The organism is Hydrogenophaga pseudoflava (genome assembly GCF_004353865.1).
Taxonomy (GTDB): Bacteria; Pseudomonadota; Gammaproteobacteria; order Burkholderiales; family Burkholderiaceae_C; genus Hydrogenophaga; species Hydrogenophaga pseudoflava.
The window spans coordinates 2,813,355-2,830,072 of record NZ_CP037867.1 but is presented as its reverse complement, the minus strand read 5'-3'; the positions used below and the strand labels follow the sequence as shown (position 1 = coordinate 2,830,072).

Annotated in this window: 17 protein-coding genes; 7 read left to right on the top strand and 10 right to left on the bottom strand. The window is 63.5% G+C overall.

The window, feature by feature from the left end; genetic code table 11:
• The first annotated feature begins 21 nt into the window (after nt 1–21).
• Complete coding sequence (locus tag HPF_RS13565; RefSeq protein WP_133156868.1) at nt 22–2,067, top strand: type IV pilus assembly protein FimV; 2,046 nt, start codon at nt 22–24, stop codon at nt 2,065–2,067.
• Between the two features lie 68 nt (nt 2,068–2,135).
• Here the strand turns inward: HPF_RS13565 and HPF_RS13560 are convergent, their stop codons facing one another.
• The 3 genes from HPF_RS13560 to lexA form a co-directional block, all read right to left on the bottom strand.
• Entirely contained in the window at nt 2,136–3,143 is a 1,008-nt protein-coding gene (locus HPF_RS13560; RefSeq protein ID WP_066151071.1) for a D-2-hydroxyacid dehydrogenase family protein, read from the bottom strand.
• A 47-nt stretch (nt 3,144–3,190) separates the two neighbouring features.
• A complete protein-coding gene (locus HPF_RS13555) occupies nt 3,191–3,541 on the bottom strand; it encodes a hypothetical protein (RefSeq protein ID WP_133156867.1) in 351 nt (116 codons plus the stop codon).
• A 132-nt stretch (nt 3,542–3,673) separates the two neighbouring features.
• Entirely contained in the window at nt 3,674–4,354 is a 681-nt protein-coding gene (lexA, locus tag HPF_RS13550; protein WP_133156866.1) for a transcriptional repressor LexA, read from the bottom strand.
• An 89-nt stretch (nt 4,355–4,443) separates the two neighbouring features.
• On the opposite strand from lexA, the gene HPF_RS13545 reads away from it, so the two are divergent.
• On the top strand, nt 4,444–5,409 hold the full coding sequence (locus HPF_RS13545) for an asparaginase (RefSeq protein WP_133156865.1): 966 nt from the start codon (nt 4,444–4,446) through the stop codon (nt 5,407–5,409).
• 74 nt (nt 5,410–5,483) lie between these two features.
• Here the strand turns inward: HPF_RS13545 and adk are convergent, their stop codons facing one another.
• From adk to HPF_RS13515, 6 genes are all read right to left on the bottom strand, one after another.
• Nucleotides 5,484–6,140, bottom strand: coding sequence for an adenylate kinase (adk, locus tag HPF_RS13540; protein WP_133156864.1), 657 nt, complete (start codon nt 6,138–6,140; stop codon nt 5,484–5,486).
• A gap of 126 nt (nt 6,141–6,266) precedes the next feature.
• Complete coding sequence (gene kdsB, locus HPF_RS13535; protein WP_066151056.1) at nt 6,267–7,049, bottom strand: 3-deoxy-manno-octulosonate cytidylyltransferase; 783 nt, start codon at nt 7,047–7,049, stop codon at nt 6,267–6,269.
• Complete coding sequence (locus HPF_RS13530; RefSeq protein WP_066151054.1) at nt 7,046–7,246, bottom strand: Trm112 family protein; 201 nt, start codon at nt 7,244–7,246, stop codon at nt 7,046–7,048. The genes kdsB and HPF_RS13530 overlap by 4 nt, the downstream gene beginning before the upstream one ends.
• Nucleotides 7,227–8,333 (bottom strand): tetraacyldisaccharide 4'-kinase, encoded by a 1,107-nt coding sequence (lpxK, locus tag HPF_RS13525; RefSeq protein ID WP_133156863.1) that lies wholly within the window; start codon nt 8,331–8,333, stop codon nt 7,227–7,229. The genes HPF_RS13530 and lpxK overlap by 20 nt, the downstream gene beginning before the upstream one ends.
• Before the next feature lie 10 nt (nt 8,334–8,343).
• Nucleotides 8,344–8,781, bottom strand: coding sequence for an ExbD/TolR family protein (locus HPF_RS13520; RefSeq protein WP_066151048.1), 438 nt, complete (start codon nt 8,779–8,781; stop codon nt 8,344–8,346).
• A gap of 20 nt (nt 8,782–8,801) precedes the next feature.
• Nucleotides 8,802–9,446: a MotA/TolQ/ExbB proton channel family protein gene (locus HPF_RS13515; protein WP_066151043.1), complete on the bottom strand. Its 645-nt coding sequence runs from the start codon at nt 9,444–9,446 to the stop codon at nt 8,802–8,804.
• A 317-nt stretch (nt 9,447–9,763) separates the two neighbouring features.
• On the opposite strand from HPF_RS13515, the gene xseA reads away from it, so the two are divergent.
• From xseA to HPF_RS13505, 3 genes are all read left to right on the top strand, one after another.
• Nucleotides 9,764–11,062 carry an exodeoxyribonuclease VII large subunit gene (gene xseA, locus HPF_RS23920; RefSeq protein ID WP_424955175.1) on the top strand — a complete coding sequence of 433 codons (1,299 nt, stop codon included), beginning with the start codon at nt 9,764–9,766 and terminating at the stop codon, nt 11,060–11,062.
• A gap of 93 nt (nt 11,063–11,155) precedes the next feature.
• Entirely contained in the window at nt 11,156–11,737 is a 582-nt protein-coding gene (locus HPF_RS23915) for a superoxide dismutase (RefSeq protein ID WP_066151037.1), read from the top strand.
• A gap of 257 nt (nt 11,738–11,994) precedes the next feature.
• On the top strand, nt 11,995–14,229 hold the full coding sequence (locus HPF_RS13505) for an NADP-dependent isocitrate dehydrogenase (RefSeq protein WP_133156862.1): 2,235 nt from the start codon (nt 11,995–11,997) through the stop codon (nt 14,227–14,229).
• Between the two features lie 70 nt (nt 14,230–14,299).
• Here the strand turns inward: HPF_RS13505 and HPF_RS13500 are convergent, their stop codons facing one another.
• Nucleotides 14,300–14,752 carry a DUF192 domain-containing protein gene (locus HPF_RS13500; protein ID WP_066151031.1) on the bottom strand — a complete coding sequence of 151 codons (453 nt, stop codon included), beginning with the start codon at nt 14,750–14,752 and terminating at the stop codon, nt 14,300–14,302.
• A gap of 134 nt (nt 14,753–14,886) precedes the next feature.
• Between HPF_RS13500 and icd the strand changes: the two genes are divergently transcribed.
• Both icd and clpS read left to right on the top strand, forming a co-directional pair.
• Nucleotides 14,887–16,140 carry an NADP-dependent isocitrate dehydrogenase gene (gene icd, locus HPF_RS13495; RefSeq protein WP_133156861.1) on the top strand — a complete coding sequence of 418 codons (1,254 nt, stop codon included), beginning with the start codon at nt 14,887–14,889 and terminating at the stop codon, nt 16,138–16,140.
• A gap of 216 nt (nt 16,141–16,356) precedes the next feature.
• Entirely contained in the window at nt 16,357–16,713 is a 357-nt protein-coding gene (gene clpS / locus HPF_RS13490; RefSeq protein ID WP_133156860.1) for an ATP-dependent Clp protease adapter ClpS, read from the top strand.
• Nucleotides 16,714–16,718: the final 5 nt, after the last annotated feature.

Sequence of the window (16,718 nt, the reverse complement as noted above, 5' to 3'; positions counted from 1 at the left end):
GAAGAACGGAAGGGCTGTGACGTGCGCCAGATCTTGGTTGGCTCTATTTTGCTATCAACGGCGTTGGGCGGTTCGGCGGCCACTTTGGGGCGACACAGCGGCGCTGTTCTCATTGGCAGGCCTCTTGATATACGGGTGCAGGCCGTCGCGGCTCCAGGGGAAGATCTGTCCGCGCTGTGCCTGCAGGCCGATGTGTTCTTCGGTGACAACCAGCTGGGTCCTTCGTCTGTGCGCACCTCGACGCAGCACAACGCACCCGATGCCGAGGCATCGGTGCGGATCCAGACCACGGTGCCGGTGAACGAACCCGTTGTCTCGGTGGTGTTGAGGGCGGGCTGCGCTTCGCCGTTCTCCCGTCGGTATGTGCTGCTGGCTGACTTTCTGTCCGAGCCTGCAACGGCGTCGCAAACAGCGCCTGCGTTGTCCGGTTCACAAGTAGTGCCCAAGCCGTCGCCCATCCCTGCGGAGGGTTCGACAGGCAGCTCCAGAGTGTCTGCTGGTCCGGCAGCTGGCAGCGGTACTCCTGTGGCGGCTCCGACGCGCAGCACGGCGCCTGCTTCTGCTTCCAGGCCCAGGCCAGCCAGCGTGGTGCGCAAGCCGGTGGAACCGGCAAGGGATGTAACCCCGCGGCTCCAGCTGGACCCTGTGGACGTGAGTCTCGCGATCGAGCGCGATCCGGTTCTCAAACTGTCACTGTCCCTGCTCAGCGAGCCCTCCTCGAACCCCCAGGAGCGGGCCGCTGCTGCCCAGCTCTGGAAGGCATTGAACGCATCCCCCGAGGACATTCTTCGCGACACCCAGAAGCTGGCAGTCCTGGAGGCCGAATCCAAAGGCTTGCGTGAGCGGGAGGCGCGCAACAAGGCCGCCATGCAGGACATGGAGGCCAGGCTCGAACAGTCGCGCTTCATGTCGTGGGCTGCGTACACCTTGGGGGCGCTGCTGCTTCTTGCTTTGGCAGCACTGGCCTGGCTGTGGCGACGCAAGACCGCCATTGGCGTTGCGGGTACCCCTCAGAAGGACTGGTGGACGTCTGGTGCAGCGAAAGCGGCCAAGGTGCCTGCCGACAAGCCTGCAAGGAAGGTGGCGGCCAAAGGATTGGATCTTGACCTTGATCTGGATGCCGATTCCGGGTTGGACGAACTGGGTCCTGTGCGCAGAGGTTCTGGTGACAGCGGAGCGATGCCCTTGTCCACTTCCGAGCGCCGCGATTTCCGCACCAGCCACATCGGCGTGTCCCGGTCCGTCGCTACGGAAGAACTGTTCGACGTCCAGCAGCAGTCGGATTTTTTCGTTTCGCTGGGCGAGTTTGACCAGGCGATCGGTGTCCTCAAGATGCATTTGCACGAAAGCCAGGAGCCCAGTGCGCTCGCGTATCTTGACCTCTTCAAGCTCTACCACCGGCTGGGGCGGCGCGACGAGTACGAAAAGCTGCGCGAAGAGTTCAACCGCCAGTTCAATGCAAGTGCCCCGCCGTTCGATCAGTACAGCGACTCCAACCGGGGCCTGGAAGCCTACGAGACTGCGTTCGGGCGGATTCAGGCACTGTGGCCTCAGCCCAAGGTGCTGGATGTCATCGAAAAGTCCATCTTCAGGGATGCGGCCGATCCCGAGTCGGAGGTGTTTGATCTCGAAGCGTACCGTGAGCTCCTGCTCCTCCACGCCATCGCGAAGGATGTGATCCAGCGCGATTCGAGCACCCCTTCTTCTGACTTCCAGCACACGGCGATTCGTCCTCTCAAGGCTGCGGGGCCGAAGATGGCTGCTGTTTCGTCCTCTGCGGCAGCTTCGGAACGGTTGACCGAACCGATGGATGAAATCCCGCACGCCTCCCCCCGTCTTGGCCTGGATATCGACCTGGATGCGCTGCACGACGCGTCGGCGTTCGAAGCATCGCTGCCCGACGTTGTGGTGCCGGTGGAGCCCACGGCCAGGCTCGCGTCATCGACGGGCATCTCTGCAGTGGAGGCCGCGGACATGGGCAACCTCATTGATTTTGAAGTTCTGGATTTCACGCCACCCGATGACGGAGAAATCCCACCGGGCAAGGGCGCACAGTCCACACAGTGAGCATGTTTGCTCAACAAAAAAAGCCAGACACGTGCTGGCTTTTTTGTTGGCGCTGCTGAGCCTGATGGTCAGCGTCGCACCTGCAGGGCGCCAGGGTTGACGATGTTCGTGGGCGTTCCCTTGATGAAATTGACCACATTGTCGAACGCAGCCGAGAACAAGGTCTCGTAGTTGCTGAGCTCGACGTAGCCGATGTGAGGCGTGCAGATGCAGTTCTCGAGCCTGAGCAGCGCATGCCCCTGAAGAATCGGCTCTGATTCGAAAACATCGATGGCGGCCATGCCTGGGCGCCCCCGGTTCAACGCGGTCAGCAAGGCCTCGGCCTCGATCAGTTCCGCTCTGGATGTATTGACCAGCAGGGCGGTCGGCTTCATGCGAGAAAGATCCTCCAGCGTGACACAGCCCGCGCTGCGGTCGCTGAGTCGAAGATGAAGGCTGAGCACATCCGAACGCTCAAAGAGATCTTCCCGGCTGGCTGCGACCTCAAAGCCGTCGGAAACGGCCTGCCGGCAGGACTCATCGCCACCCCAGACCAGCACCTGCATGCCGAAGGCCTTGCCGTAAGCAGCGACCAGCTTGCCGATGCGGCCATAGCTCCACAAGCCGAGTGTCTTGCCGTGAAGAACCATGCCGAGGCCGAAGTTGGCGGGCATGGACGATGACTTCAGCCCCGACTGTTGCCAGGCGCCGTGCTTGAGGCTTGCGACATACTGGGGAATGCGCCGCATCGACGCCATGACCAGAGCCCATGTCAGCTCGGCGGTGGAGATCGGGGAACTTGTGCCTTCGGCCACGGCGATGCCGCGTTCGGTGCAGGCAGTGACGTCAATATGGCTGCCGATACGCCCCGTCTGCGCAATGAGCTTCAGGCGAGGCAGCTTGTCAACCAGTTGACGGGATACCGGGGTTCTTTCCCGGATCAGGACCACGATGTCGGCATCCCGCAACCGTATGGACAGTTGCCCGACCCCCTTGACCGTGTTGGTGAACACTTTGGCGGGATAGGGGTCGAGGCGCGCTGCGCAATCCAGCTTTCGGACGGCGTCCTGATAGTCGTCCAGTATCACGATGTTCATGGAGCACTATTGTGCCGCCATGAGCATTCTGTACAGACTTTGAGCTGTCAGGCGGGTTCGGTGCGGTGCTCGAGAGCGGCCAGACGATCCAGTTCGGCGCAGACATCGGCCATGCGCCCTGAAATCACCAGGCAAGCGCTTCGATCCGGTTGGCTGGTGTGCTTCAAGCGGATGGTTGCTGTCTGTGAGGGCCGCGACACCTCGGCCATGGAAGCGCCGTGAGAGGCCGACAGCGACTGTTTCGGTTGCTTGTTGGCCAACCATCCGGCCCTGACAAACCGCTGCATCAACGTTGGCAGCGGTTTGCGGGTCTTGTTGGGACAAGGAGGTGACGGCAGCCAGTTGTCGATCAACTGCAACGGAGCGCGCCAGGTCTTGGAGGTGATGCGGATTCCCATGTGAAACTCCGGAAAGGGGTTGGACACAGGCAGGATTGGTTCGGAAGAGCCGCTCTCGCAGGGTTTGCCAAGGACAGTGTGCTGTTCTGGCAAAACGCCCGCCACCTGCGAGGGCGGCACCGACCCTGCGGGTCAGATCTGGAAGCTGTTGCGAATCAGGCCCACGGCGAGGCCTTCGATCTCGAAGGGTTCACCCGGTTGCACCACGATCGTTTTGTAGTCCGGGTTTTCCGCGTGCAGCTCGATTTGGTGGTCGCGGCGCATGAAACGCTTGACAGTCACATCGTCTCCGAGCCTGGCCACCACGATCTGCCCATTTTTCGCGTCCTTGCCGGACTGCACGGCCAGCAGGTCGCCGTCGAGGATGCCGACGTCGCGCATGGACATGCCGCGCACGCGCAGCAGGTAGTCAGGTGTGCGCTGGAACAGGCTGCGCTCGACGTGATAAGTCTGGTCGACGTGTTCCTGAGCGAGGATCGGTGAGCCGGCAGCCACCCGCCCGATCAGGGGCAGCATGAGCTGAGAAAGGCCGGGCATCGGCAGTGTAAGCTGATGAGTCCGCTGATCGTTGATGGCCTGCAGTTCCCGGCTGCGAAGACGGATCCCGCGGGAGGTGCCGCTGACCAGTTCGATCATGCCTTTGCGTGCGAGCGCCTGAAGGTGCTCCTCGGCCGCATTGGCCGACTTGAATCCGAGCTCGGTGGCGATTTCTGCGCGGGTGGGTGGAGCGCCGGTGCGGGCAATGGCGTTCTGGATCAACTCCAGGATTTGCTGCTGGCGGGCCGTGAGCTTGGGCGGGAACGACTCGATCATGTCAACCTCGTGGTTAGGTGGGATGCGGCTGGACAGGCTGTTTGTACATCCAGTATCTGTATTTTTAAACAGTTTCGGAGACTTGGCAAGTGAGCGACAACAACAGAGGCTTTTGCGTGATCCTGGGGACTGGCGGAACGATCGCCGGGCGGGCCGCCCGGGCAGGAGATAACGTGGGATATGTGGCAGGGCAGGTTCGTGTGGAAGATCTTCTGGGGGGCGTTCCAGCGCTGCAAGGCAGTCCACTGGAGGTGGAGCAGGTGGACCAGGTGGACAGCAAGGACATGCACTTCGGTCTGTGGAAGCGGCTGTTGCTTCGGCTCTCTCACCACCTTGCACGCGACGAGGTTGCCGGCGTTGTGGTCACACACGGCACCGACACGCTGGAAGAAACTGCCTTTTTCATCCAGACGGTGCTGCAGCCCCGCAAGCCGGTGGTGTTCACCTGCGCGATGCGCCCAGCCACCGCCCTTGTGCCCGATGGCCCTCAGAACCTGCTGGATGCCGTGACCGTGGCGGGTCATCCCGAGGTCGGAGGGTGTGTGGTGGTCTGTGCGGGGCTGGTGCACGCGCCCGAGCACTTGACCAAGGTTCACAGCTACCGGGTGGATGCGTTCGATTCGGGCGACGCCGGCCCTATGGCGTGTGTGGAAGAAGGCGAGGTCCGGTGGTTCCATCCTCCCGCAAGCCGCCCGACCGCCGAGCGTTCTGAGGCACTGCTGGCGCGGGTGCTGCGGGCCGATGCGCTGCCACGCGTCCAACTGGTGACCAGTCATGCCGATGCCGACGGCTCCATCGTTCGCGCGCTGCTGCAGGCCGACCCGGCACTGCGTCCGCAGGGCATTGTGGTGGCTGCCACCGGCAACGGCACGGTTCACCAGTCGCTGGCCTCGGCCTTGTCGGAGGCCATGGCCCGTGGTGTGCGGGTGGTCAGGGCCACGCGCTGCGCCCGAGGGCGTGTGATTCCTGACACGGCCAATCCCATGCCCGACTCTGCCGGACTGCCCCCTGTGAAGGCGCGGCTGGCTCTGGCACTCTCGCTGCTGGAACCCTGACGCGCCAGCCCGTTGCAACGACAAAAAAAGAAACCCGGCAAGTTGCCGGGTTTGCAGGAGGAGTGGGCGCTGGGTCAGGCGGCCAGGGCCTCGAACGCGCGGGCTGTGATCTCATCCACCGAACCGGTGCCGCTGATGGCGCGGTACTTGGGGGCGGCGGCCGGATCTGTCCTGGCCCACTGGCTGTAGTAGTCGACCAGCGGTCGGGTCTGGGCGCTGTACACCTCCAGGCGCTTCTTGACCGTTTCTTCCTTGTCATCGTCGCGCTGGATCAGCGGTTCACCGGTGACGTCGTCCTTGCCTTCCACCTTGGGCGGGTTGAATTTCACGTGGTAGGTGCGCCCTGAGGCGGGGTGTGAGCGGCGGCCGCTCATGCGTTCGATGATGGCGTCGAACGGCACGTCGATTTCCAGCACGTAGTCCAGCTTCACGCCGGCCGCTTTCATAGCGTCGGCCTGCGGGATGGTGCGCGGGAAGCCATCGAACAGGAAGCCGCTGGCGCAGTCGGGCTGGGCAATGCGTTCCTTGACGAGGTTGATGATCAGGTCGTCACTCACCAGGCCACCGGCGTCCATGACCGCCTTGGCCTGCATGCCCAGAGGCGTGCCAGCCTTCACGGCGGCACGCAGCATGTCGCCGGTCGAGATCTGGGGGATGCCGTACTTCTGGCAGATGAAGGTGGCTTGTGTGCCCTTGCCCGCACCAGGAGCGCCCAACAGGATCAGTCTCATCGTCTTCCTTGTATCAGTGTTTCATTCGTGCTCGCCTGTCTCCGCGGCTGAGCTGGCCCCGGTATCGAGGGTCGAACGAGGATAGCATGGCCTACCCCGACACTGCCTTACAGACAGTGTCGCAGTTCAAGACTTCCGGAGCAGCGCCCGGACCCTTTCCAGGTCCGTGGGGGTGTCCACACCGGGAGCGGCCGCATGGGTCGCGAGATGCACCGCAATGCGCTCACCGTGCCATAGGGTGCGCAGTTGCTCCAGCGACTCCGTCAGTTCCAGCGGTGCCGGCTCCAGCGACGGAAAACGGCGCAGGAAACCCGCCCGGTATCCGTAGACGCCGATGTGCCGCCAAGGGGCCGGAGAAGGCAGGCTGAGCGGCTGGCCGTTCGACATGCCGTCGCGCCACCAGGCGATGGGCGCGCGGCTGAAATACAGCGCCACCTGCCGCCGGTCGAGCACCACCTTGACCACGTTCGGATTGAGAAAGTCTTCCACCTGCTCAATGGCGTGGGCGGCGGTGCTCATCACGCAATCGGGCCTTTGCGCCAGCTGCGTGGCCACTGCGGCAATGAGCGCGGGGTCCACCAGCGGCTCGTCCCCCTGCACATTCACCACGAGCTCGTCGTCAGCCAGGCCAAGCAGTTCACAGGCTTCGGCCAGCCGGTCGCTGCCGGAGGGGTGGTCGGAACGGGTGAGCAGCGCCGTGACGCCATGCTCCGCACAGGCGCTCAGGATGCGGGGATCGTCGGCCGCCACCACCACCTGGCGGGCGCCGCTGAGCAGCGCCTGCCGGGCCACACGAACAACCATGGGCAGGCCCGCAATGTCTGCCAGAGGTTTGTCCGGGAGGCGGCTGGAGGCCATGCGCGCCGGAATCAGCACGCTGAAGGCCGGTGTCCGGACAGCCGCGCTCATGCGGTGGGTGCCGGTGGCCGAGCGGCTTCTTCGTCGCTCAGAGTCCGGGCTTCGTGCTCGAGCAGAATGGGAATGCCGTCGCGCACCGGATAGGCCAGCCGGGCGCTGCGGGAGATCAGTTCCTGGGCCTCGCGGTCGAAGATCAGAGGGCCTTTGGTGACGGGGCAGACCAGCAGTTCAAGCAGTTTGGTATCCATGAGGCGATGATAGTCGCGCGCTTGCACGCAGAGCCTCCAGCCGATGATCCAGTTCAGCCAGAAAGGCCGGGTCGAGCTGAAGCTCCAATGGCACCGTCCACAGGGACGGGCGCCGGTCGGCTGGCAGCGCCAGTGCCTGGGCGAACAGCTTGACCGCATCTTTTTCCGTGCACACCACGGTGGATGAGGGTGAATCCAGGACTGCCTGGTAGGCGTCCGGTGGCGCGTGGTCTGGCAGGGCCATGCACCGGGACAGGGTCAGCCCCTGGTTGCGCAGCATTTCGAAGAAGACATCCGGCCGGGCGATGCCGGCCACGGCCACCAGGTCCTGGCCCGCCAGTTCGGACAAGGGCCGTTCACTGCCACTAGGACCGCGGGCGACGCCAGCGAGACGCCGGGTGGCCACAAACAAGGTCGCGCCCACGGGCAAGGCAGGGGGCGAGACCGGTGCGGAGTCAGCCCGTCGCTGCAGCAAGACAAACTGTGGCGAGAACGGGTCTTCCGCGGCAGGAGGCCAGGGCTCCCTGAGCAGGCCCGCCGGCAGCAGCCATCCGTTGCCGGTGCCCCGGTCATCGAACACCGCGATGGCGATGTCACGTCCCAGTGCCAGATGCTGCAACCCATCGTCGCACAGCAGCAGGTCCACCTCGGGGTGCGCCGCCAGCAGTGCACGGGCAGCGTGCGCACGACGCCTTCCCACCACGACCGGCACGCCTGTGCTCCGGTGAATCAGGGTGGGTTCGTCCCCAGCCTCCGAGGCCGTTGTCCCGGATGTGAGCTCCAGCAGTCCTTCACCCAGCCTCCCGTGCCCCCGGGACACCACGCCCGGCGACCAGCCCCGCGAGCGCAGATGGGAGATCAGCGCCATCACCGTGGGCGTTTTGCCCGCGCCACCGACCACCACGTTGCCGATCACGATCACCGGCACGGGCAGGCGTTCCACTGGCCATTGACCCTGTGCGTAGCGGCGCCGCCGCAAGCCGACCAGCGCCCGGTAGATCTGGGACATCGGCCACAGCAGGCGGGCTTTCCAGCCCCGCTGCGCCCAGATCGCTTGCCACCGGGCTTCGGCGTCCGGGAGTGTCATGGCGGGGATATCAGGACTTGCCGCGCGACGGGGCAGAGCCGGACTGCTGGGTGGCGAAGGTGATCTGCACCAGCCCGGCGCGCCGCGCCGCGTCCATCACGTTGATCACCGACTGGTGGGTGGCCGCGGCATCTGCGCTGATGATGATCACCATGTCGCGTGTGTCCTGCGTTGCTTCTTCGAGCGCACGGGTGAGCGACTCGACGGACGAGCCGTCCAGCAGCAACTGGTTGATCGCGTAGCGGCCGTCGCTGCTGACCGAGACGATGACTTCCTTCGGGGCGCTGCGCTGGGCCTCGGAATCGGCCACCGGCAGATTGACCTGCAGCTGCGTGTACTTGCTGTAGGTCGTGGTCAGCATCAGGAAGATCAGCACGACCAGCAGGATGTCGATGAAAGGGATCAGGTTGATCTCCGGCTCATCACGGGTTCCAGGACGGAAGTTCATGCGGGGTTCCCGGGCGCTGCTTACTTGTTGCGCAGTGTCACCAGGTGGCGGACGAACCGCTCCGTGGCGACTTCCATGGCCAGCAGGTAGTCGTCGACCCGGGCGCGGAAATAGCGCCAGAAAATCAGCGCGGGAATGGCCACCATCAGGCCAAAAGCGGTGTTGTACAGGGCGATCGAGATGCCGTGCGCCAGCTGGGTGGGATTGCCGCCGCCCGGCATGGTGCCCATGCCACCGTCGCCACCCTGGGAGCCGAAGATCTCGATCATGCCGATCACCGTGCCCAGCAGACCCAGCAGAGGGGCTGCGGAGGCGATCGTGGCCAGCGCCCCCAGGTAGCGTTGCAGCCGCGAACCGGCGATGCGTCCCGCGCCCTCCAGTGAAGATCTCAGGTCGTCTTCGGTGGCCCTGGGGTTGTTGTTCAGGGTCCGAAAGCCGCTGGCGAGCACCTCGCCAAACACCGAGTTCTGCTCCAGCTGGGTGACGACATCCGGGTTGGGGACGCCGTTGCGGGAAACCATGATGGCTTCCTCGAGCAGTTGTGGCGGCAGAACCTTGGCCGCCTTGAGGCTGACAAAACGCTCGATCACGAGGGCGAGAGCGATCACTGAACAGAAGATGAGGGGCCAGATCGGCCAGCCAGCGGCTTGTATGATGGAAAACAAATCAGGGCTCCGGTGCAATCTTTTGATTATGTCTCAGCCCCTGCGACCGCCCGCAGCAGTCCTGCGCCGATGCACCAGCCTCTCCACCCGAACCCGACCCTGGGGTCCATGCACAGATTCTGTGGATAACTTTGTGCAGAACCGTGCCTCGATGGCGGCGCATCCCGCCAAACGTCTGCGTTTCAACAGTTCGATGACAAAACAGGCAGCCCAAAGTGCTTTGAAATCAAGCCACTTCCCGCAGGTCCTAGATGACACGGGGGTCGAGGGCACGGATTCCAGCAACGGCGCGCCTTGTGGACAGGTTCGCCCCGGAGATGCCAGTGTCTGAGCCGTTTTTCACGCCGGACGACGGCTCTGCGCGGCGCGTGTGGGCGGTTGGGCCGCTGATGCAAGCGATTGCGGACGCCTTGTCTGTGCGCTTCAACCCCGTGGCAGTTCGTGGCGAGATCTCGGGCTTCTCCCGTGCCGCCAGCGGACACTGCTACTTCTCGCTGAAGGACGAATCGGGGCAGTTGCGTTGTGCCATGTTCCGCCGTGCGGCGGATCAGCTGCAGTTTGTTCCGCGGGATGGGCTGCTGGTGCAAGCTCAGGGCCGGCTGGATGTCTATGGTCCGCGTGGGGATCTGCAGCTGATCGTTGAAGCGCTCAAACCGGCGGGGCAGGGCGCTTTGTTCGAACAGTTCATCCGGCTCAAGGCTAAGCTGGAGGCGGAGGGGCTGTTTGACCCCCGGCGCAAACGGGAGTTGCCGTCGCAGCCGCGGAGCATCGCGGTGGTGACCTCGCTGGGAGCCGCTGCGCTGCGCGACGTGGTGACCGCACTGCGGCGGCGGGTGCCCCACATACCGGTGCTGGTGCATCCTGCGTCGGTGCAAGGGGCACAGGCGCCGCAGGAAATCTGCCGGGCGCTGGAGCAGGCCTACGAGCGCTTCAGGAACTCCTGCGAAGGCGATGTGCTTCTGCTGGTTCGTGGAGGGGGATCGCTGGAAGACCTCTGGGCGTTCAACGACGAATCGGTGGTGCGCACGGTCGTGCGCGCGCCCATGCCGTTGGTCTGCGGCGTCGGGCACGAGACCGATTTCACGCTGGCCGACTTTGCGGCCGACCTGCGGGCCCCCACGCCTACGGCGGCGGCCGAGCTGTGCGCACCGGCCCGGCAACAGCGGCTTGACGAGCTGGAGCAGCTCGAAACCGATCTCAGAGATGTGGTCTGGCGGGGGCTGGACCTGCGGGTGCAGCGGCTGGACCGGCTGGCCCAGCGGCTGGGGCGCCCCTCTGGCCGTCTGCACGACAGCAGCCAGCGGCTGTCGGCCCTGCAGCACCGGCTCACGTCGGCGGTGCAGCTGCGCCAGCAGCGCCACGCCCTCCATCTCGAGCGGCTGTCCTTCACGCTGCCCCAGGCGGTCGCACGCGCGCTGTCGGCGCACGTGCAGCGGCTGGATCGTTGCGGTGCGGCGCTCGGCCTGCTGGATCCGATGCTGGTGCTCGAGCGCGGCTATGCATTTCTCTCTGACCGTGATGGACGCGCGATCACCCAGGCCGCGCAGGTGCGGCCGGGCCAGTCCGTCACGGCGACCCTGGCGGACGGTTCGGTGGATCTGACTGTGGACCGTTGAAGGGCGGGCCTCTTTTCCCCTGAGGGCAGCAGCGGTTCAACGTGTTGCCTACAATGCGCCGGACTTTTCCCACTCAACAGACGAGGACCCCACATGGAACACACCCTGCCCGCACTGCCGTACGCCATCGATGCCCTGGCACCGCACTACTCCAAGGAAACGCTGGAGTTCCACCATGGCAAGCACCACAACGCCTATGTGGTCAACCTGAACAACCTGCAGAAGGGCACCGAGTTCGAGTCCATGGACCTCGAATCGATCGTCAAGAAGTCCAGCGGTGGCATCTACAACAACGCCGCCCAGATCTGGAACCACACCTTCTTCTGGAATTGCATGAAGCCCAACGGCGGCGGTGAGCCTTCCGGTGCGCTGGCCGCTGCGATCAACGCCAAGTGGGGCAGCTACGCGGCTTTCAAAGAAGCCTTCGTCAAGTCCGCCGTGGGCAACTTCGGTTCCGGCTGGACCTGGCTGGTCAAGAAAGCCGACGGCTCCGTGGACATCGTCAACATGGGCGCCGCCGGCACGCCCCTGACGACCGGTGACAAGGCCCTGCTGACCGTGGACGTCTGGGAACACGCTTACTACATCGACTACCGCAACCTGCGGCCGAAGTTCGTTGAAACCTTCCTGGACAAGCTGGTCAACTGGTCGTTTGCCGAAAGCAACTTCGCCTGACTGCGACGGACCAATCCGGTTCGGCGAAGCCCGAAGGTGCATGCCTTCGGGCTTTTTTCATGGCCTCGGACCCATGAGGTCAAGGCAACGGTGAAAAAAAGTTGGAGTTTTTGATGTTCAATTTTGTTATGTGAGATAACACTTCGAATTTTGAAGCCGAGGTCAGAGGACTGAAAGCAAAATCCCACACCATCGACCGCTTGCCCCGAGTTTGTCGGGAGCGGCGGATTTCCAACAACGACATCAGGAGCCATGCCATGAGCCAACCGTCCTCGACCATCGTTTACACCCTCACCGACGAAGCGCCCCTGCTGGCGACGGCGTCGTTCCTGCCCATCATCCGCACCTTTGCCGCCCCCGCGGGCGTCAACGTGACCACCAGCGACATCTCCGTCGCCGCCCGCATCCTGGCGCAGTTCCCCGAATACCTGACCGAAGAGCAGCGGGTGCCGGACTACCTGGGCGAGCTGGGCAAGCTGACGCTGCGCCCCGAGGCCAACATCATCAAGCTGCCCAACATCAGCGCCTCCGTGTCGCAGCTGGTGGCGGCCATCAAGGAACTTCAGGCCAAGGGCTACAAGATTCCCGACTACCCCGAGAACCCGAAGAACGACGAAGAAAAGGCCATCAAGGCGCGTTACGCCAAGTGCACCGGCTCGGCCGTGAACCCGGTGCTGCGCGAAGGCAACTCGGACCGCCGCGCCCCCCGTGCGGTGAAAGAGTTCGCCCGCAAGAACCCACACAGCATGGCCGAATGGAGCCAAGCTTCGCAATCGCACGTGTCTCACATGCACGCCGGCGACTTCTACCACGGTGAGAAGTCGATCACGCTGGACAAGGCACGCGACGTGAAGATGGAGCTGATCACCAAGAGCGGCAAGACCATCGTGCTCAAGCCCAAGGTTTCCCTGCTCGACCGCGAAGTCATCGACTCGATGTTCATGAGCAAGAAGGCCCTGCTGGCTTTCTACGAGAAGGAAATCGAGGATGCCCGCAAGACCGGCGTGATGTTCTCGCTGCACGTCAAGGCCACCATGATGAAAGTCTCGCACCCCATCGTGTTCGGCCACTGCGTGAAAATCTTCTACAAGGAAGCCTTCGAGAAGCACGGCGAGCTGTTCAAGGAGCTGGGCGTCAACGTCAACAACGGCATGGTCGATCTGTACAACAAGATCGCCAAGCTGCCGCAGTCCAAGCAGGACGAGATCAAGCGCGACCTGCATGCCTGCCATGAGCACCGTCCCGAGCTGGCCATGGTCGACTCGGCCAAGGGCATCACCAACTTCCACTCGCCCAATGACGTGATCGTCGACGCCTCGATGCCGGCCATGATCCGCAACGGCGGCAAGATGTGGGACGCGAACGGCCGCCTGAAGGACGTCAAGGCCGTGATGCCGGAGTCGACCTTCGCCCGCATTTACCAGGAGATGATCAACTTCTGCAAGTGGCACGGCGCCTTCGACCCCAAGACCATGGGCACGGTGCCCAACGTCGGCCTGATGGCCCAGCAGGCCGAGGAATACGGCTCACACGACAAGACCTTCGAGATCCCCGAGGACGGCATCGCCAACATCACCGACCTGGAAACCGGCGAGGTGCTGCTGAGCCAGAACGTGGAAGAGGGCGACATCTGGCGCATGTGTCAGGTCAAGGACGCCGCCATCCGCGACTGGGTCAAGCTGGCCGTCAACCGCGCCCGCAATTCCGGCATGCCGGTGGTGTTCTGGCTGGACGCGTACCGCCCGCACGAAGCCCAGCTGATCCGCAAGGTCAAGATGTACCTGCACGAGCACGACACCAACGGTCTGGATATCCAGATCATGAGCCAGGTGCGTGCGATGCGCTACACGCTGGAGCGTGTGATCCGTGGCCTGGACACCATCAGCGCCACCGGCAACATCCTGCGCGACTACCTGACCGACCTGTTCCCCATCATGGAACTGGGCACCTCGGCCAAGATGCTGTCCATCGTGCCCCTGATGGCCGGTGGCGGCATGTACGAGACGGGTGCCGGCGGCTCGGCCCCCAAGCACGTGCAGCAGCTGGTGGAAGAGAACCACCTGCGCTGGGACTCGCTGGGTGAATTCCTGGCCTTGGCTGTGTCGCTGGAAGACCTGGGGCTGAAGACCGGCAACAGCAAGGCCAAGCTCCTGGCCAAGACCCTGGACAGTGCCACGGGCAAGCTGCTGGACAACAACAAGAACCCGTCCCCCAAGACCGGCCAGCTCGACAACCGGGGCAGCCAGTTCTACCTGGCGCTGTACTGGGCACAGGAACTGGCCGCGCAGACCGAGGATGCCGAAATGGCTGCCAAGTTTGCGCCGCTGGCCAAGCAGCTGGCGGACAACGAGCAGGCCATCGTCGCAGAACTGATCGAGGTCCAGGGCAAGCCGGTGGACATTGGCGGTTACTACAAGCCCGACTTCGACAAGCTCTCCACGGTGATGCGTCCGAGCAAGACGCTCAATGCTGCGCTGGAACTGGTGGCCTGATTCTGGTTTGGCTGTTACCCACCATCAAAAAAGCCCGCCTCACGGCGGGCTTTTTTATTGGTGTTGTGGTTCAGCGCCGTCCTTCGAAGGGAAGCCCGCCAAGCCGAGACCCCGCCTGAATGCCGCGCTTGGCGAACCAGCCCTGGTGCATCTCCAGCACGTACCGCACCGGCTTGGCGGAACAGTGGGAGTCCAGCGTCCTGGGTTTCATGTCCGCCAGGTTGACGATGGTGCCGTCGTCGGCCACAAAGGCAGCGGTGAGAGGCAGCAGGGTGTTCTTCATCCAGAAGCACTGCCCCGCGGACTCCTCGAAAACGAACAGCATGCCTTCGTTGGCGGGCATCTCAGAACGGAACATGAGACCCGTCGCCCGCTGTTCAGGAGTGGAGGCCACCTGGGCGTGAATCAGGTGCATGCCCGCCTTCAGCGTGACCTTGGGCAGGTCGAGTTGCGGAGCAGTCTGCGACCAAGCAGGAGAGACGAACAGGGCCAGCAGGCCGAGGAGGGTGGTCCGGCGAATCATGGGGAGGTTCTCGTGTCGTGCAAGCGCGCATTGTGCGCGATCAGTCTTGTCAGGCGGAATAGAATTTCCGGCTGTCTGAGCCGATTCCGGCCTCAGAGTTGCCGCATCCATCATTCCACCGGAGATCGTTTTCCATGTATCAGCACATCAAGGTGCCGGCCCAGGGCCAGAAGATCACTGTCAATCAGGACATGTCGCTGAACGTGCCGGATGAGCCTATCGTTCCCTACATCGAAGGCGATGGCACCGGTCTGGACATCACACCGGTGATGCTCAAGGTGGTTGACGCGGCCGTGGAGAAAGCCTACGGCGGCAAGCGCAGGATCCACTGGATGGAGGTGTTCGCGGGCGAGAAGTCGACCAAGGTGTATGGCCCCGACGTCTGGCTGCCGGAAGAGACGCTGGCCGCGCTCAGGGAGTATGTGGTCTCGATCAAGGGCCCTCTGACCACGCCGGTTGGGGGCGGGATCCGTTCCCTGAACGTGGCACTGCGGCAGGAGTTGGACCTGTACGTGTGTCTGCGGCCGGTGCAGTACTTCAAAGGCGTGCCGTCGCCGCTGAAGGAGCCTGAGAAGACCAACATGGTGATCTTCCGAGAAAACTCGGAAGACATCTACGCCGGCATCGAATACGCCGCCCAGAGTGACAAGGCGAAGAAGCTGATCAAGTTCCTGCAGGACGAGATGGGCGTGACCAAAATCCGCTTCCCTGAAACCTCGGGCATCGGCATCAAGCCGGTGTCGATCGAGGGCACCGAGCGGCTGGTGCGTAAGGCGATCCAGTATGCGATCGACAACGACAAGCCCAGCGTGACCCTGGTCCACAAGGGCAACATCATGAAGTTCACCGAGGGCGGTTTCCGCGACTGGGGTTATGCCCTGGCCCAGAAGGAATTCGGCGCCGAGCCCATCGACGGAGGCCCGTGGTGCCAGTTCAAGAACCCCAAAACCGGCCGCAACATCGTGATCAAGGACTCGATTGCGGACGCCTTCCTGCAGCAGATCCTGCTGCGGCCGGCCGAATACTCGGTGATCGCCACGCTCAACCTCAATGGCGACTACGTCTCTGACGCCCTGGCGGCCCAGGTGGGCGGCATTGGCATCGCCCCGGGCGCCAACCTGTCCGACTCGGTGGCCTGCTTCGAAGCCACCCACGGCACCGCGCCGAAATACGCCGGCAAGGACTACGTGAACCCCGGATCCGAGATCCTGTCGGCTGAAATGATGTTGCGTCACATGGGCTGGACGGAGGCCGCCGACCTGATCATTTCGGCCATGGAGCAGGCCATTCTCTCCAAGAGGGTGACCTACGACTTCGCTCGGCTGATGGACGGGGCCACCCAGGTGTCCTGTTCCGGTTTCGGGCAGGTCATGATTGACCACATGTAGGTCCGGTCTTTCCCCCTCCGGGGAAAGGGCACAAAAGCCGCCAGGAATTGCCATTCCTTGGCGGTTTTTTCTTGGCATCAAGGCGGACAATGGCGCCATGGAAAGGGTCAGCAACAGAGATACCAGGCACCCGGCAGGCGCAGCCCGCCAGCCGGAACTTGCCTGGACATGTCCACAGCCCGACTTGCGAGTCAGCTGGCCGCTAGAATCATTTTCATGGCCACGCAGATACCGAAGAAACCCCCAGTTCCAGCCGCTCCGACAGGCGTCGGCAGCGATGACTCGGTGGTGCTTGAGCGGCGCACCCAGCGAACCAAGCCACCACAGATGTTTCAGGTCGTGTTGCTCAACGACGACTTCACGCCCATGGAGTTTGTCGTGCACGTGATCCAGGAGTTTTTCAGCAAGGACCGGGAGACGGCCACCCAGATCATGCTCAAGATCCACCTGGAGGGCAAAGGCATCTGCGGCATCTACACCCGGGACGTGGCCAGCACCAAGGTCGATCAGGTGCTGGCGGCATCCCGAGCCGCTGGTCACCCGCTGCAATGTCTGAGTGAACCGGTTGAATAAAGGCG